This is a genomic window from Eximiradius sp. (genome assembly GCA_937127445.1).
GTDB lineage: Bacteria > Bacteroidota > Ignavibacteria > Kapaibacteriales > UBA2268 > JAKIZO01.
Genome location: CAKZLY010000008.1, coordinates 16,356 through 34,552 on the forward strand (window position 1 = coordinate 16,356; position 18,197 = coordinate 34,552).

The 18,197-nt window shown below is 31.1% G+C and carries 16 protein-coding genes and 1 CRISPR repeat array; of the genes, 10 read left to right on the plus strand and 6 right to left on the minus strand.

The window, feature by feature from the left end:
* The first annotated feature begins 3 nt into the window (after positions 1-3).
* From fliQ to flhB, 3 genes are read left to right on the plus strand one after another with little or no spacing between them, the layout of a single operon-like run.
* Positions 4-267 carry a flagellar biosynthesis protein FliQ gene (gene fliQ / locus AC6QZF_RS01900; RefSeq protein ID WP_498369372.1) on the plus strand — a complete coding sequence of 88 codons (264 nt, stop codon included), beginning with the start codon at positions 4-6 and terminating at the stop codon, positions 265-267.
* A 4-nt stretch (positions 268-271) separates the two neighbouring features.
* Positions 272-1,075, plus strand: coding sequence for a flagellar biosynthetic protein FliR (locus AC6QZF_RS01905; RefSeq protein ID WP_499798192.1), 804 nt, complete (start codon positions 272-274; stop codon positions 1,073-1,075).
* A gap of 4 nt (positions 1,076-1,079) precedes the next feature.
* Entirely contained in the window at positions 1,080-2,165 is a 1,086-nt protein-coding gene (gene flhB / locus AC6QZF_RS01910) for a flagellar biosynthesis protein FlhB (RefSeq protein WP_499798193.1), read from the plus strand.
* Here the strand turns inward: flhB and metF are convergent.
* The gene (metF, locus tag AC6QZF_RS01915; RefSeq protein WP_499798194.1) at positions 2,162-3,115 is read right to left on the minus strand and encodes a methylenetetrahydrofolate reductase [NAD(P)H]; all 954 of its coding nucleotides are present in this window, start codon (positions 3,113-3,115) and stop codon (positions 2,162-2,164) included. The genes flhB and metF overlap by 4 nt on opposite strands.
* Positions 3,112-6,762, minus strand: a complete 3,651-nt coding sequence (gene metH / locus AC6QZF_RS01920) for a methionine synthase (protein ID WP_499798195.1) — start codon at positions 6,760-6,762, stop codon at positions 3,112-3,114. The genes metF and metH overlap by 4 nt, the downstream gene beginning before the upstream one ends.
* Before the next feature lie 206 nt (positions 6,763-6,968).
* On the opposite strand from metH, the gene AC6QZF_RS01925 reads away from it, so the two are divergent.
* From AC6QZF_RS01925 to AC6QZF_RS01955, 7 genes are read left to right on the plus strand one after another with little or no spacing between them, the layout of a single operon-like run.
* Positions 6,969-7,601 (plus strand): TetR/AcrR family transcriptional regulator, encoded by a 633-nt coding sequence (locus tag AC6QZF_RS01925; RefSeq protein ID WP_499798196.1) that lies wholly within the window; start codon positions 6,969-6,971, stop codon positions 7,599-7,601.
* Positions 7,598-8,860, plus strand: a complete 1,263-nt coding sequence (locus AC6QZF_RS01930; RefSeq protein WP_499798197.1) for a TolC family protein — start codon at positions 7,598-7,600, stop codon at positions 8,858-8,860. Before AC6QZF_RS01925 ends, AC6QZF_RS01930 begins: the two co-directional genes overlap by 4 nt.
* A gap of 3 nt (positions 8,861-8,863) precedes the next feature.
* The gene (locus AC6QZF_RS01935) at positions 8,864-9,748 is read left to right on the plus strand and encodes an HlyD family secretion protein (protein ID WP_499798198.1); all 885 of its coding nucleotides are present in this window, start codon (positions 8,864-8,866) and stop codon (positions 9,746-9,748) included.
* 2 nt (positions 9,749-9,750) lie between these two features.
* Entirely contained in the window at positions 9,751-10,644 is an 894-nt protein-coding gene (locus AC6QZF_RS01940) for an ABC transporter ATP-binding protein (RefSeq protein WP_499798199.1), read from the plus strand.
* A complete protein-coding gene (locus AC6QZF_RS01945; protein ID WP_499798200.1) occupies positions 10,623-11,372 on the plus strand; it encodes an ABC transporter ATP-binding protein in 750 nt (249 codons plus the stop codon). The genes AC6QZF_RS01940 and AC6QZF_RS01945 overlap by 22 nt, the downstream gene beginning before the upstream one ends.
* Before the next feature lies 1 nt (position 11,373).
* Complete coding sequence (locus AC6QZF_RS01950; protein WP_499798201.1) at positions 11,374-12,480, plus strand: ABC transporter permease; 1,107 nt, start codon at positions 11,374-11,376, stop codon at positions 12,478-12,480.
* Entirely contained in the window at positions 12,480-13,589 is a 1,110-nt protein-coding gene (locus AC6QZF_RS01955) for an ABC transporter permease (RefSeq protein ID WP_499798202.1), read from the plus strand. The genes AC6QZF_RS01950 and AC6QZF_RS01955 overlap by 1 nt, the downstream gene beginning before the upstream one ends.
* A 55-nt stretch (positions 13,590-13,644) precedes the next feature.
* Here AC6QZF_RS01955 and AC6QZF_RS01960 read toward each other — a convergent pair whose 3' ends face one another.
* From AC6QZF_RS01960 to AC6QZF_RS01975, 4 genes are all read right to left on the minus strand, one after another.
* Positions 13,645-14,775: a glycosyltransferase gene (locus AC6QZF_RS01960; protein WP_499798203.1), complete on the minus strand. Its 1,131-nt coding sequence runs from the start codon at positions 14,773-14,775 to the stop codon at positions 13,645-13,647.
* A gap of 3 nt (positions 14,776-14,778) precedes the next feature.
* The gene (locus AC6QZF_RS01965) at positions 14,779-15,762 is read right to left on the minus strand and encodes a GNAT family N-acetyltransferase (protein WP_499798204.1); all 984 of its coding nucleotides are present in this window, start codon (positions 15,760-15,762) and stop codon (positions 14,779-14,781) included.
* Complete coding sequence (locus tag AC6QZF_RS01970; protein ID WP_499798205.1) at positions 15,763-16,959, minus strand: oxygen-binding di-iron domain-containing protein; 1,197 nt, start codon at positions 16,957-16,959, stop codon at positions 15,763-15,765.
* 276 nt (positions 16,960-17,235) lie between these two features.
* Complete coding sequence (locus AC6QZF_RS01975) at positions 17,236-17,553, minus strand: hypothetical protein (protein WP_499798206.1); 318 nt, start codon at positions 17,551-17,553, stop codon at positions 17,236-17,238.
* A gap of 318 nt (positions 17,554-17,871) precedes the next feature.
* A CRISPR array of direct repeats spans positions 17,872-18,167; the repeat unit is 30 nt; unit sequence ATTTCAATACTAATATAGTGCGATTAGAAC.
* Positions 18,168-18,197: the final 30 nt, after the last annotated feature.

An 18,197-nucleotide genomic window follows, 5' to 3' on the forward strand; every position in this document is an offset into this window, starting at 1 on the left:
AGTATGACAGACCAGTTTATTATTCATATTGTTCGTGAAGCGTTTTATAACGTTTTGTTAATAGTAGGTCCTCTATTAATTGTCTCATTAATAGTTGGATTGATTATTTCAATTTTTCAGGCTGCAACATCGATTTCAGAACAAACTTTGACATTTGTCCCAAAAATATTATCAGTAGTAATACTAATTGTTATATTGCTTCCATTTATGCTATCTACTTTAAAAACATTTGTCTTAGAAGTATATTCGTGGATACCAAGGTTGTAGATAAATGCTTGATAGCATCACCCTATCCATATTGACAGCAAAATTTTTAATTTCTACATTAATCTTCATAAGGATTAGTGGAATTTTTATTACTGCTCAATTTTTCGGCAGCACAGGTATCCCTGTTCATTTAAAATTTATTTTAGGTATTATTTTAACAGTATCTGTTGCAGCTCCATTTTGGAATGAACAGCCACAAATTGATTTTCATCTGTGGAATTTGGTTTTGCTTGTGTTTAAAGAAATGCTGGTTGGAATGATAATAGGTTTTTCTGCCAATATGGTTATGTGGGCAGCCCGTTTTGCCGGTGGATTAATTGACTTTGAAATGGGATTTCAAGCAGCAGCAATTTTCGACCAGGAACAAGGTGCACCAACCTTAGTCGGTGAATTTTACTTTTTAATCGCTATGATGATTTTTTTGATGATTAACGGGCACCATTACGTAATTGAAACTCTCTTTTTTAGCATTAAAGCTGTTCCATTGACTACTTTTGCTATTTCCGAGGCAACAGTAACCGTGTTAATCAAATTTGTTTCATCTGTTCTTATGTTAGGATTAAAAATATCAGCCCCAATTATATTATCTTTATTTTGCACAAATTTAGTACTCGCGCTTCTGGCTAGAATGGCACCGCAAACTAACATTTTTATGCTTAGTTTTCAGATTAAAATAGGTGTAGGATTAGTAATGCTATTTCTTACTGTTCCTATGGTGGTGTTGGTCATTAAATATGCGATGTATAATATCCAGCACGAATTAATGAATATGTTATTAACATTAAATCCAGAAAATGTAACGAGATAGGACAATGGCTGAAAACAAAGAAGGTCAAGAAAAAACCGAAGAACCTACCAGCAGGCGATTGGAAGAGGCAAGAAACAGAGGTCAGATAGGCAAAAGTACAGATGTAACTACTGCTGGAATGATAATAATAGGTGGGTTGCTTCTTTTTGCTTGGGGAAGCTCTATAATGAATACTTATAGAGGACTGATGATTAATGTTTTACATAATGTCGCGAACTATGAAATTACCTATACAAATTTAATAAGTAGTTTCTACAAATTTATTCTGTTGCTTGCATCCATTCTTTTACCACTAATGATAACAATCTACGTTGTTGCATTAATCGGTGAAATTTCACAGGTTGGTTTTAAAATTGCCACGAAAAAATTCACTGAAGGTTTGAATTTCAAAAAAGTGTTCAATCCATTCGAAGGAATTCGCAAAATCCTATTTTCGACTAACTCACTTGTAGAATTAGTAAAAAGCTTTTTAAAGCTATTTTTGCTCGGAGGATTAGCAATATATATCATTTTAAATCATACAGAAGAGCTTATTACACTTTCAGAGAGACCGTTTTTTGATTTTGGTTCACTGATGGTAGATATTAGTTTTGAATTGGTATGGAAAATTGGAGTGTTATTCATTTTTATTGCAGCTTTTGATTATATGTACCAAAAGTGGCGTTTTAAAAACGAAATGAAAATGACAAAGCAAGAAGTTAAAGACGAAATGCGGCAGAGCGAAGGCGACCAGATGGTAAAAGCAAGAATACGCTCTATTATGAGAAATCGTTTGCGAAAACTTATGCTGAAAAATGTTCCAAAAGCAGATGTAGTAATAACAAACCCTACGCATTTTGCTGTTGCATTACGATATAAGTCTGGCATTGATAATGCACCAAAGGTTGTCGCAAAAGGTGTTGATTATCTTGCGTTAAAAATTAAAACAATTGCTCTGGAAAACGATGTACCTGTTGTAGAAGAACCACCTCTGGCAAGGCAGCTTTATTTCACCTGTGAAATTGACCAAGAAATACCAGAACAATTGTTCAAAGCAGTAGCGCAAATTTTAGCTTATATATACCATCTTAAACAAAAAACTCCATTTTAATATATTGATTGTGCAATCTGAGCAATGTTTGAGGATCGCCCCATTGTATAAAAATGAATACTCGGGACCTTTGCTGCAATCAATTCTTTTGCTTGCATAATAGCCCATTCGATTCCGACTTGCTCAACTTCTTTATTGGAATTACACTTTTCAACTTCTCTTGATAATTCAATAGGAATTTCAACATAAAAGTTTTTGGGTAATATATTTAAATGTCCTTTTACTGAAATAGGTTTTATACCTGGAACGACTGGAACATCAATTCCATTTTTTCTACATAATTCAACGTAATCAAAATAATATTTGTTATCGAAAAATAATTGAGTTACAATATAATTTGCTCCACACGCTAACTTATGCTTGAGTACTCTGATATCAGTCTCGAAATTTGGCGATTCTGGATGCTTTTCTGGATAACCAGCAACACCAATTGAAAACTGAGTTGGTGTAGGATTTGCGATGTCTTCATCTAAATATATGCCTTTGTTCAAGTTTGAAATTTGTTCAATTAATTCGCTTGCATAAGTGTGTCCGCCTTTTGTTGGAATAAAAGTTTTCAAAGTTTTGTCTGGATCCCCACGAACAACTAACAAGTTATGAATTCCTAAAAAATTGAGGTCAATTAATGCATCTTCGGTTTCTTCTTTCGTAAATCCTGAACAAATTAAATGGGGAACAACCTCAATGTTATATTTATGCTTTATTGCAGCTGAAATTCCTACTGTTCCAGGACGTTTCTTAATAAGGCGTTCTTCAAGTAAACCGTCCTCGCGTTTTTTATAAACAACCTCTTCCCTATGATATGTAACATTAATATAAGCGGGATTGAATTCGAGAAGTGGTTCAATAGTATCATAAATTTCTTGAATGCTTTTACCTTTCAATGGTGGCAAAAGTTCGAAGGAAAAAAGCGTCTTTTTAGTACTTTTTAATAACTCAGCAACTATCATATGCTTAAATTTAATGTATCTAACAGAATTTTTTTTGCTTTTTCAATTGTTATGTTTTTCTTTTTCGCGTACAATTCAATTTGTTCATTACCAAGAGAAAAGACTTTAAAATAATGCGATTTCGGATGTGCAAAAACATAAGCACAAACCGAAGCAGCTGGACACATCATAAATGTATCTGTAAGCTGAACATCTATTCTCTTCGCATCAAGTAATTCGAATATCATTTTCTTTTCAGAATGGTCCGGACAAGCAGGATAACCTGGTGCTGGACGAATTCCCCTATATTTCTCTTTAAATAAATCAGGAATTGTTAAATTTTCATTTGGTGAAAATCCCCAAATTTTTGTTCTGATTTCTTTATGCAAGTATTCAGCGAAAGCTTCGGCAAATCTATCCGCAAGTATTTTGACCATTGTATAACTATAGTCGTCCCCTTGTTTTTTAAATTTATCTGCAAGTTCATAGGAACCAATCCCACCTGTTACAACAAATAAACCTATATAATCCTCAATTCCAGTTTCTTTGGGTGCGATAAAATCAGCCAAACATAAATTTTTTTCATTTACATTTCTTTTGCTGCAATCTCTCAAAAAACACATTCTTTCAATTCTATCATCTACATATATTTCAACATCTTCATCAACAGAGTTAGCTTTAAAAATACCAAAAGCTGCATTTGCCGTAAGTTTCTTCCCTTCAACTATTTCATTCAATAGTAAATTTGCATCCTCGAATAAACGACTTGCCTCCTGTCCTTTCTCAGTGTCTTGGAATATTTCCGGGTATTTTTTATTTATACCCCATTGATAAAAAAAGAAAGTCCAGTCGATATAATCTTTAAGGACAGACAAATCCATATTATATATATAATCGATACCAATAAACGCCGGGTGAACAATTTCGGCTTCTTCCTGCCTCCAGAAATACTTGTTATGTCTTGCTTCTGATAAAGAAATAGAATGATTCTTGATATTTTTTTCTTGGTAATATTTATGTCTCAAATTTTCATATTCACTCTTAATTTTCTGAATAAGATCATTTCTTCTGTTATTATCCAGAAGTTCTGCAACAACTGGAACGCTTAAAGAAGCATCTTTAACATAAACTACAGCACCTGAATATTGAGGGTCAATCTTAATCGCAGTATGTAGTTTTGATGTAGTCGCTCCGCCAATTAGTAGCGGAATAGAAAAGTTGTGTTTTTGCATTTCAGTGGCTACATTTACCATTTCATCAAGAGATGGTGTAATTAAACCACTTAATCCAATAATATCAACATTATGTTTTTTTGCTTCATACAAGATTTTCTCAACAGGTGTCATAATTCCCAGATCAATCACCTCATAATTATTACAAGAAAGCACTACACCAACGATATTTTTCCCGATATCGTGAACGTCCCCCTTCACTGTTGCTAATAATATTTTCCCTGCTTTTTTTGAAACACCATCTTTTTTATTCTGTTCAATGATAATTGGTTCAAGCATACTAACAGCTTTTTTCATTACTCTTGCTGATTTCATTACTTGTGGTAAAAACATTTTCCCTTGCCCGAATAGTTCTCCAACCTTGTCCATTCCTCTCATTAATGGTCCTTCAATGATTTTTAAAGCAAAGCAATACTTTTCAAGTGCTTCTTTTATGTCTTCTTCAATATATTCATTTATTCCATTCACCAGTGAATATTCAAGACGCTCATCAACTGTACGACTTCTCCAATCATCTTTTTTCGATTTATCAGTTTCTTTTTTCCCAAGCTTTGATGAATATTCAAGTAATCTTTCAGTTGCATCTTCTCTCCGATTTAAAATCAAGTCTTCGCATAAACACCTCAATTCAAAATCAATTTCATCGTAAATTGGTAAAGCACCAGCATTGACAATGCCCATATCCAAGCCTGCATTGATAGCATGGTAGAGAAAAACAGAGTGCAAAGCTTCACGAACTAGGTTGCTACCTCTAAAAGCGAACGATAAATTACTTATCCCTCCACTTGTTTTGCAATAAGGTAAATTCTTTTTGATCCATTCTACTGCACGAATAAATTCAACGGCGTAATTATTGTGTTCAGCAATTCCAGTTCCAATTGTAAGGATATTGCAATCGAAAACGATATCCTCAGGTGGAAAGTCTATTTTTTCAGTAAGTAATTTATAAGCACGTTCGCATATTTCAATCTTCCGCTGAAAATCTGTAGCTTGTCCTTTTTCATCAAATGCCATTACTATTGCTGCTGCACCATATTTACGAATAAGCTTTGCCTGTTCGAGAAATACTTGCTCACCTTCTTTTAAACTAATTGAATTTACTATTGCTTTGCCTTGAATATTTTGTAAAGCTGTTTCAATAACTTCCCACTTCGAGCTATCAATCATAAATGGGACTTTTGCAATATCTGGTTCAGCTGCAATTGTTCTTAGAAAGATTTCCATTTCAAGCTTTGCATCTAATAGTGCGTCATCAAAATTAATGTCGATTATTTGGGCACCATTTTCTATTTGCTGCCGAGCAATAGAAACTGCTTCATCATACTTTTTTTCTTTAATTAATTTTGCAAATTTTGCTGAACCTGCTACATTTGTTCTTTCACCAATGTTAATAAAATTACTATCCTTTTCAATTGTAAGTGGTTCAAGCCCCGATAACTGAGTCTTTCTAGAAAAATTTATTGGTTTGCGTGGATTTTTACCTAATGTAGCATTTTTAAAAAGTCTTATAAAATCAGGGGTTGTTCCGCAACAACCACCAACAATATTTACCAGACCCTCATCTATAAATAATCTTATCCACTCGCTCATATTTTCAGGAGTTTCGTCATACTGCCCAAATTGATTTGGCAAACCAGCATTTGGATATGTCGAAATGAAGAGATGTGTTCTTAACGATAAGTCCCAAATGAGTGGATACATTTCCTTTGCACCAAGGGCACAATTCAAACCTATTGATAATAGAGGAAAATGATTCACGGATACAAGAAAAGCATCAAGAGTTTGCCCCGATAATGTTCTGCCTGATGCATCGGAAAATGTAACAGAAAGCATCACAGGAAGCTTTCGTCCTTTTTCTTCGAGAACACTTTGAATTGCAAATAAAGCAGCTTTTGCATTAAGAGTATCGAATACGGTTTCGACAAGTAAAACATCACATCCACCATCAATCAATCCATTTACCTGTTCTTTATACGCATCAACCATCTGAATAAAATTCACGCTTCTAAAAGAAGGATTATTAACATCGGGCGAAATAGAAAGTGTTTTATTTGTTGGTCCAATACTACCTGCAACAAATTTATATTCAAAGTTAGAGAACTTGTCAGCAATTTTGCGAGCTATTTGTGCAGCATTATAATTAATCTCATAAACATAATCTTGCAAATCATAGTCTGCAAGCGATATTCTCGTTGAGTTGAAAGTGTTTGTTTCAATAATATCTGCGCCAGCGGCAAGATATTGGTGATGAATTTCTTCTATCACATCAGGTTTTGTCAAATTAAGTATATCATTGCATCCTTTAAGCAACTTGTTATGAGCAGCAAAACGATTGCCACGGAAATCATTTTCCGAAAGGTTGTATCGTTGAATCATAGTACCCATCGCACCATCAATAACAAGTATGCGATTTTGAAGTATGTTTTCAATTGACATAATGCTTCGCGATAATTATTGATTATTAATATATATAGCTAGTAGTAACGAATTGAGAATAATATTATTAATAATATTACTTACTTATTAGTAAGAAGCAAAAGTAAAATAACAGTAATTCTGAGAAATAATATGAAAAAATATTTTGTATTTAAGAAAAATATCATTATTTTTGACTAAGTAATTTAACCAATTAGTTAAAATAAATGGATAACAATAAAAATATTAATTCCCCAAATAATCTATCAGAACCCGAGAATAAAATCTTAGAAGCTGCTAAAAAAGTTTTCATTCAAAAAGGTTTTGATGGAGCTACCATGCAAGAGATTGCAGATGTAGCTGGTATTAACAAGGCATTGCTACATTACTATTTTAGAAAGAAAGAGATATTATTCAAGACAATTTTTCAACAAGCTTTTTCGGAATTTGTTCCAAATATTCAAGAAGTAATAAGTTCTGATAAGCCTCTCAGAAAAAAAATCAAATCATTTATTGAGGGTTATATTGATTTGTTAACGAAAAATCCATATCTACCAATTTTCATTCTAAATGAATTAAGTCAAAGACCAGAAAAACTTATTACAATAATAAAAAGTTCAGGCTTAAATCCTTCTTTGATAATTAAAAATTTCGATAAAAGCCTTCAAGAAGCAGGCATAAAATCTTATCCCATTAAACATTTGTTAGTTAATATACTATCAATGTGCATTTTTCCAGTAGTAGCCAAACCTGTAATATCATCATTTCTTTTTGATGGCAACGATAAATCGTATCAATTATTTATTCAACAAAGGAAAAAATACATTTATGATTTTATTATAAAGGCATTAAAAATATGAAAGTCAAATATATTATATTATTTACATTGATTATCAATTTGAATTCATATGCGGATACCAGTTATATTTATTTTGAACAGCTTATTGAAGGACTAACAAACAATTATAAGTTGAAAGATAATGTGGCAAATACAAAAGTAATCCAATTAATTAGAGAAGATATAAACAAAACATCATACTTACCACAATTCAATATCTCCTCGCAAGTTTCTTATCAAAGCGACGTTACCAAAGTTCCAATTTCATTGCCTGGTATAAATTTTCCAACAATGGATAAAACACAATATAAAATCAATTTAGAGATAAATCAAATTATTTACGATGGTTTCTTAATGAATATTATTAATAAAAGAGATAAATATCTTTCACTTATCGAAGAATTGCAAACTGATTTAATCCTTGATTCACAAAAAGAGTTACTGAATAAATTAATATATCTCTACTTGATAAATTATAAAACTAAACAACAATTGGATGAACAAAAAAAGATATTAGACTTCAAAAAAAATGATATAGCAAATTTAATTTCGGGCGGAATATTAACTAACACCGATATGGACTATCTAAACATTGAAATGATTAAAATCTCTCAACAAATTGAAACACACGAGATTAATTGTCAGTACTTGAGTGAGAATATAGAACTATTAACAAATATCAGAGTGAACAATAATTTGATATATTACAAAGATGAAAGCCTTTCTCAAACTGACAAAATGAATAGAAAAGAGTTGAGAATACTTGAAATGAAGAAAAACATAGCCGACATAAATGCAGAAATCTTATCAAAGCAAACTTCTCCAAAATTATTTGCCTTTGGACAGCTCGGATATGGCAAACCCGGTTTGAATATGTTATCTAATAACAACAGTTCATATTATCTTGTTGGAGTTAAAATGACATGGAATATCTTTGACTGGGGGAAAAGTAGAAAAGAAGAAGAGATAGCACAAATCAATACAGCTTCATTAGATAATGAAAAAGCACAATTTATTCAGAATATTATATTGCTAAAAAATGAAATTTTAGCAAATATCAGTAAAATTGATAAACAGATTGAAAATGATTTAGAAATCATAAAATTAAGAGAAAAAATATTATTAGCTACTTATTCAAAACTTACAAATGGTACCGCGAAAGCCGTTGACTATTTAAATGATTTATCTGCCAAGACACAAGCAATAATAGATTATGAAAAGCATACTATTGAAAAGCAATATTATATTCAGTATTATTCAATTTTAATGGGAATAAAATAAATTATGAAAAAATTAAAAATAATTATTGTAGTAAGTATTGCATCAGTAATGTTTTCTTGCTCCGATAGAGATAATCAACCAGATGCATATGGCCAATTCGAAGCGACAGAAATTTTGCTCTCTTCAGAAATACAAGGGAAATTAATAAAATGGGATGTTGAAGAAGGGAAAAATTATCCTTCGCAACAACTGTTAGGTATAGTTGACACTAATTCTCTATTTTTAAAAAAACAACAATTAGTAGCACAACAAAAACTTATTTCAGCAAAATATTTAAATATATCCACACAACTCGACATTTTATACCAACAAAAAACCAATTTGGAAAGTGAAAAGAATAGATTTGAAAAACTTGTATCTCAAAATGCTGCTACTCAAAAACAATTAGATGATATTGTAAACAACATCAAAATAATTGAGAAACAAATTGAAAACGCTAAGACTCAAAATAATCTTGTGACAAATGAACTGGAAAGTGTAAAATTTCAGATTAAACAATTAGACGACCAATTATCAAAATGTTACATTCAAATGCCAATAGATGGAACTATTTTAGTGAAATATGTGGAACCTTTTGAATTAGTTTTACCAAACAAACCATTACTAAAGATTGCTGATCTCAACAAAATGTATCTCAGGTGCTACATTGATGAAGAACAATTATCTCAATTTAAATTAGGACAAAATGTTAAAGTCTATGTTGACAGTAAAAATGGGTTAAAAGACTACAATGGAATCGTTAGCTGGGTATCGTCACAAGCTGAATTCTCACCTAAAATTATTCAAAATCGTAATGAAAGGAAAAATTTAGTTTATGCAGTTAAAATTTTAGTAGAAAATGATGGTAGCTTAAAAATCGGGATGTTAGGAGATGTTATCATCAAGTAGTTATGGAAGCAATTAGAGTAAATAATATCACAAAAAGTTATGAAAATATTAATGCATTATCAAATGTTAGTTTTTCTATTAATCAAACTGAAATTTTTGGATTAATTGGTCCCGATGGAGCTGGCAAAACAACTTTGATAAGAATTTTGACATCACTTATTTTGCCGGATGAAGGGAACGCTTACATACTTAATTTAGATTTAAAAAAAGATTATAAGCAAATAAGAAAGATAATTGGCTATATGCCTCAAAGGTTCTCATTATATATGGATTTATCGGTTGAAGAAAATTTACAATTTTATGCAGAAATTTTTGGTGTATCAATAAAAGATAATTATTATTTAATTGAACCAATTTATAAACAAATTGAACCTTATAAAGAAAGAAAAGCAGGAAAGTTGTCAGGTGGAATGAAACAAAAATTAGCACTTTCTTGTGCATTAATTCATAGACCTAAATTTTTATTGTTAGACGAACCCACTACTGGTGTTGATGCAATCTCTCGTATTGAATTTTGGGAAATGTTAAAAAATTATCAAAATGAGGGCATCACGATACTAGTATCAACTCCATATATGGATGAAGCATTACAGTGTAATAGACTTGCATTTATCAAAGAAGGCAAAATATTGACAGTAGCCTCACCAAGCGAAATATTAAATAATTATCCATTTAATATATATGATATTAAGAATGAAAATACTTATCAAACAATTGAATATTTTAAAAAAATAATACCTGATGCAATAATAAATAGATTCGGTCAAAGTTTACATTGTTCAACTCAATTATCATTTGATGAAATTATTCAAGCTACAGATATCAATAATATTCTTATCGAAAAAATTGAACCAACAATTGAAGATTGTTTTTTATGGATATCGCAACAACAATAGAACCTCAAAAATATGCAATTTATGCACGGAAATTGGTGAAAAAATTTGGCAATTTTATCGCTGATGATAATTTAAATTTCGAGGTTCATCCAGGTGAAATATTTGGATTATTAGGTGCGAATGGAGCAGGAAAAACAACCGCTATAAAAATGATGACTGGTTTACTCAAACCAACCTCTGGTATATTGAAAGTTAATGGTTATGATATTTATTCTGAATCAGAGATAATTCGTAAATCTATTGGCTACATGAGCCAGAAATTTTCACTTTATGAAGAATTAACTATTTACGAAAATATTCGCTTCTTTGGCGGAATTTATGGATTGAACCTTAAAAGCATTAAATCAAGAGCTGAATGGGCCGAACACACCTTTTCTCTTAGTGGATTTATGGATAAAAGAGTATCAAATCTTCCACTTGGATGGAAGCAAAAAGTTGCATTTGTTGTTGCAAGCATTCATAATCCGGCAATTATTTTTTTAGATGAACCGACTGGAGGGGTCGATCCCAGTGTCAGAAGAAATTTCTGGGATAATATCTATCAAGCTTCAATTAACGGAACAACCATTATTGTTACAACCCATTATATGGATGAAGCAGAATACTGTCAAAGAATTTGTATTATGGATCAAGGAATAATTAAAGCCATTGGTAAACCGAATGAATTAAAAAATAAATTCCTTGTAAATACAATGAATGAATTATTTATTAAGATTGTTAGAAATTAATATGAAACAATTAATTGCATTTATCAAGAAAGAATTCTTTCATATTTTTAGAGATTGGCGAACTTTGATTGTGATCTTTGCAATTCCTGCAATTCAATTAATAGTATTTGGCTATGCAATATCTAACGATTTAAATAATATTTCTATTGGCATATTAGATAAATCTAATGATGAATTTAGTAAAAAAATTGTTTCAAAAATGACATTCTCAAACTTTTTCAAAATAGGACACATATTACAAAGCGAAAAAGAAATTGAAAAATTATTTAAAAGTGGAAAAGTGAAAGAAGTTGTAATAATTCAGCAAAACTTTTCAAAAAGTATTATTAAAAATGGTATAGCATCTATCCAAATAATTGCTGATGCATCTGAACCGAATACAGCAAACTTAGCAATTAATTATACTTCAGCTTTGATAAATAATTTTGTCCAGGACATATCAAAAACTACTGCAATAGTGCCACCCTATTCAATTGAAGTTAAAATGCTGTATAATCCTACATTGCAATCATCCTGGATGTTTATCCCTGGTATTATTGCTTTAATATTAACATTAATATCTGTAATGCTGACTTCTGTAAGTATTGTAAAAGAAAAAGAATACGGTTCAATGGAGTTACTATTAGTAACACCCCTAAAATCTTTGACAATAATAATTGGGAAAGTTGTGCCGTACTTTATTTTATCAATAATTAATATTAGTTTTATTTTTTTATTAGGACATATATTTTTTGCTTTACCTGTACAGGGTAGCCTATTTACATTGTACATGCTTTCCACTATGTATATAATTTTAGCTTTATCAATTGGAATATTTATTTCTGTCAACGTCGCAAATCAACAAGTAGCAATGTTAATATCACTTGTTGCATTAATGCTACCTACTATTTTGCTTTCTGGATTTATTTTCCCAATTGAGAACATGCCCAAATGGTTACAATTATTTTCCATTATTATGCCACCAAGATATTTCATAGAAGGACTAAGAGGAATAATGCTAAAAGGAAATGGCTTCCAAGAATTATGGATAAATTTTTTAGTTATTATGTTTATGACATTTATTTTTATTATACTGAGTATCAAAAGATTTAAATCACGGTTAATATAATGAGAACATTATTGTTTTTAATTCAAAAGGAATTTTTACAAATATTTCGCAATAAAATGATGTTACCAATAATTTTTGGTGTTCCTATTATACAATTGTTGATTCTTGTTAATGCTGCAACTTATGAGATTAAGAATATAAAAGTTGGAATTATAGATTATGATAAGAGCACTCTTTCGCAAAAATTCATCATGAAAATTCAAGGTTCACATTATTTTATTCTAACTAATAATTATCTTAGTACTATCGAAGGAATAAGTGCTATTGATAACAATAGTATAAAAGCTCTAATAGTAATTCCCAAGTATTTTGAAAGAGATGTCTTGTTAAATAGAAACCCAATAAAAATTCAATTACTAAATGATGCTATCAACTCAGTAAATGCTGCAATAACATATTCATATTTTCAGCAATTATTCAATTCGTTTATTAAAGAAGAAATAAATAAGAATTCTATTGAGCAACCCGATAACATTAATATTATTCCAAGATTTCGCTTCAATGTAGATTTTGATTATAAAAAGTATATGGTTCCAGGTGTTCTGGTAATGTTGATAACTGTTATAAGTTTTGTTTTGGGTGCTTTAAATATTGTGCGAGAAAAAGAAGTTGGAACAATCGAACAAATTAATGTAACACCAATAAAAAAATATGAATTCATTATCGGCAAACTATTTCCTTTTTGGATTATTGCATTATTGGAGTTTACAATTGGATTGACATTAGGAAAATTGGTCTACAATATTCCAATTGTTGGTAGCATACCATTATTATATATGGTAGCAGGAGTATATCTGATAATATTATTATCTTTAGGTCTATTTATTTCAACAATCGTTGATACGCAACAACAAGCAACTTTATTAGCATTTTTCTTTTTGATGATATTCATTTTATTAAGTGGTTTATTCACCAGCCTGGAAAGTATGCCCAAATGGATATTGTTAGTGAATAAGATTAATCCACTAGCATATTTTATTCAAACTATTAGAATGATATTGTTAAAAGGTAGCGGTTTTTGGGATATATTACCCAATTTTATCGCAATTGTTGTATTAGCTATTCTTTCAATGAGTTTAGCTATATTGAGAGTTAGAAAAACAGATTAATATTATACTGATTGATAGAACTACTAACTTATATAGCATAACTTGTATATTTTACTCAGCATTTATTCAGAACATCATAAATTATCTTTCGCATTTTCTTCTCTTCAATAGCATAATTATTATTTTTGGCAAATTGAAGGCTGTTTTGCCTATAAAATTCATAATTATCGATAATTTTTTCTATTGCATTTTGAATTGATCTTGCAGCAAAATCACTAATAACCACACCAATATTGTTTTGATTTATTATTTTTTCCATTGCAGGGAGAGAAGATGCAACCTGTGGAAGCCCAGCCATTGCATACTCGAACATTTTGTTTGGTAACGCTAATTTATAAGAAAGGCTAATCGGTTCAATTAAATTAATACCCACATCAGCTGAACAAGTCCAATGATGCAATTCCTCATATGGTACGTTGCCAGCAAAAACTACTCTGTCCAAAATACCTTTATTTTGAGCAATTATTTTCGCTTTATTTAAAAATATGCCTTCACCTAACACAACAAAAGCGAATTTTTCACTATTTGCGATAAAGTCTAAAACAGGAATGATTCCGCGTCCATAATGAACAGCACCTTGGTATAACAAAATTAGTTTATCTTTTAAAAACGGATATCTCTCTTTAATTATGTTTGAATTAATATGTTCCCTATAAGGTGGGACGTTGTAAATTGTAGTGAATAATTTGTCTGTTTTAAAGTAACCTCGTAAATATTCGGCATCTAAATCACCCGAAACAACAAAATGATTTACAGTTTTTACCCATTTTTTTTCTAAAAAAGACAATATCTTCTGCTTTATTGGAAATTTCGAGAGATTTGCAAGAGCAGAATAAATTTCGCGCGAATCATACGTCACATAGTCTTCCTTTCGGGCAATTTTATAAACCGCGCCCAAAGAATATAAATCACAAGCCCAGAAAATGTATTTCTCATATTTATTATGAGTAAATATTTTTTTGATGTAGTTAATAAAAAAAAGCCAATTCAAAATAAGTCTTTTTCTAGGAGAAGGAACTGAAAAGTGCTTTACATTGTTTGGTAAAGTAAGTTTATTAAATTCATTTTCAGAAGTAAGAGAAAAACAAATAACATTCGAAATCGAAGAAACAGCACGGAGAACATTTAGACTACGTCCATCTCTGACTAAATTTGAAAATGTAATTAAGCAAACATTCGACTGCATTAACTAATCCGAAAATTTATAATGATAAGTACTTCGTAATATTCCACGAGCAAAAAAACGTTCCTTGAAATCAATTAAACTTATAGATGGAGTCATTGGATCAAATGCAGAAGTATCTTGCGATACTCCAATATCAACCCACTGATAACCTTCCTCTATTGCTTTTTCGACAGTGTGGTGCATAATCAAATAGACAGGTTTTAAATGTTCATATTCATATAGCAGCATATTATAAAAACACAAAACAACTTTGCTATTACAGAAAAACAGCCACGACCCTGCAATTGGTATATCTTCATAATAAACCATATTCAAACGAACTTTGTCGGGAAGCAACTCGGCAAGTTTAATCATATCTTCAAGTGTATGAGTCGGCTTTACATTAAATTTAGACTTGTTTTGCAATAAAATTTTATTAAATGTTTCATAGTCATTACTTTCTTTAATCGTAATTTTATTGTCTCGCAATATCTTTCTAATGGTTTTACGAGCAGTTTTATCATAATGTAAAAAAGTATCTTTTCCGTACTTCAAGTCAATTGCGTGGGAAATATAATGAAGTTCAAAATCGAATTTTCTGTAAAGCATTGCATATTCAATATGCTGCGAAATGTTTTTTGAATATACTATTGGTGGAGGAATAAGGAAAATCTCACTAATCCCATTTATTACACAATAATCCATAAAAGTATCAACTAATTCAAGGCATTCTGAGAAAGGCAAATCTTCGGTAACAAACGAACCATAACTTGCACCTACTGGCGACCAAAAAACTTTTCCCTGTTCTTTGAACCCACCTGGGAGCACAGCTATCAGTTTACCGTTTTTTCTAAACATAAAGCTTGTAAAATCAAACTTACCAGGAGCGTGATAATCAAGAAAAGTTTGCATATGGAACATTGTTCCATTATTGGATTTCTCTACAAAATCTTCCCATTCCCTTTTCTTTGAGGGTTCATAAATCTCAACACTTATTTTACCGCTCATTTATTGTTTCTTTCCTACAAATTCAGCAAATTTTTTCCCGAATTCCCTTAATTTTCTTATTTCATTTTCGTCTGGCAACCATTGCGTTTTTGCACTTTCCTCAAATAATTCAAAACCAGAATTTTGAAGAAATTCATTAATAATTTTAACATTTGCGGGACTCCATCCATAGGAACCAAATGAAGCTGCTTTTTTCCCTTCAAGAGATAATCCTTTTATTTCTTCAAGAATTGCAGCCGTTGAATTCAAAATCCCATTATTATATGTTGGAGAACCAATCAATATTGCTTTGGAACGAAAAACTTCAGTTATAATATCGCTATTATCAGAACGTGCAGAATTGAAAATCTTCACAATACAATCTTTATCGATCGACTTTATTCCTTCGGCAATACTTTCAGCCATTTTCCGAGTGCTATCATACATTGTATCGTAAACTATCGTAATTTGATTTTCTTTATAATCATTAGACCACTCAAAGTATTTATCGATTATTGTATTTATATCTTCACGCCAGATAATACCGTGTGCAGTTGCAATAATGCTAATCGGTAGGTTTAACGATTTGAGTTCTTCAATTTTCTTTACTGTTTTCTTGGCAAACGGTGCAATAATATTCGCAAAATATTTCAATGCTTCATAATATAAAATCTCTTTGTCTTCAATTTTATCATCAAATAGATCAAAAGAAGCATAGTGCTGCCCAAAAACATCCGATGAGAATAATATGTTATCGCCTGAAAGAAAACACATCATTGTATCAGGCCAATGCAGCATCGGAGCTTCAATAAACGTAAGTTCACTTTTACCAAGTGATATTTTATCGCCAGATTTTACCGTTTGGAAACCCCAGTCTTTGTGATAATATCCTTTGATCGATTTGACGCCATTTGCAGAGCATAATATTTTTGCATTTTTAGCTTGCTCGGCAAGAATTGGTAAAGCACCGCTATGGTCGGGTTCTGCGTGAGTTACAATAATATAATCAATTTTATCTAACTTAATTTGTTTTTTTAAATTTTCGATAAATTCTTCTGCAAATGGCTTCCAAACAGTATCAATCACAGCAATTTTCTCGTCTTTAATAAGATAAGAGTTATACGAACTACCTTTATAAGTAGAAAGCTGTTTACCGTGAAATTTACGAAGTTCCCAATCAATCTTTCCCATCCAAATAACGTTTTCAGTAATTTTCATAGCATAAATATCAATAATTTAACAAAGCACAAAATTAAATAAAATAATCAAAGTAAAAAAGAAAAGAGGTATTGCAGGATATAAAAAATATAAAATTAATTATTCTAAAATTTCACCTAAAAATAGCCAATGTTGATAAATAATTTGGGGATATTACCTCAGAAAACGAAAAAAGCTGCTTGAATATGCAACCCGTCTTTTCGCCGAAAAAATCAACACTTCGTCCGAAACCTTTATCACTAACACCTTAGAAATCCACACATTTTTCGATTAATCCTATTGCTCTTCATTATCATCTTCATCGTCCATAAAAGTCTCGTCCCACCAAGAGTCGTCGTAATCCATCAACCCAATCTCGTAAAAATCCTCTCGGTACCTCTGCTTTACACCTTCTCCGCAAAATGCTCTGTTCTGCTTTATAAGCTCTCTTGCTTTTGCAACTACTTCCGGCGACAATGGTTTCAAAGCGAAAGCATAAGGTAAAATACTGTTATAAAAATACATATCCGCCGAACACATCTTGCCTTTGACAAGCAGTATCCATTCTAACAAATCGGACTCAATTTCCTTTTTCAATTCTTCTTTGTTTTTCATAAACTTTTCCACTTATTTTTGCTCGTTTTATGGAATTCAATTTCACCTTCTTTTGTGTTTTTGTAACGAAAATATTCCCTTATCCTGCCCATCCAATAAACCACACACATATCCGCACTCGCCAAGATAATAGCGCTAACGACAAAACAAATATTCTCCATATTTAACCATTAATGATACCATTTCAATACTCTAATATAGTGCGATTAGAACGTGCGGTTGGTGCTGCTGTCTCGGCTGTCTTCGGAGATTCTTCAATACTCTAATATAGTGCGATTAGAACTCTTCACCTGTTTTATTGCCATTCAACAAATGTATATTTCAATACTAATATAGTGCGATTAGAACTTATATTTTAATAGGCGTTCTTTTACATTAATTTTTATTTCAATACTAATATAGTGCGATTAGAACTGATTATACTTTGCGTTTAACGTATCCCAACACACTATTTCAATACTAATATAGTGCGATTAGAACTTGAAATAGCTAAACAATGGATTATGTTAAACTTACCAAATTTCAATACTAATATAGTGCGATTAGAACGTTTCCATCTTTTTTAATTAAAAGTTCAGAGTGATATTTCAATACTAATATAGTGCGATTAGAACTATGTATTTAAGATCGGAAGAGCGTCGTGT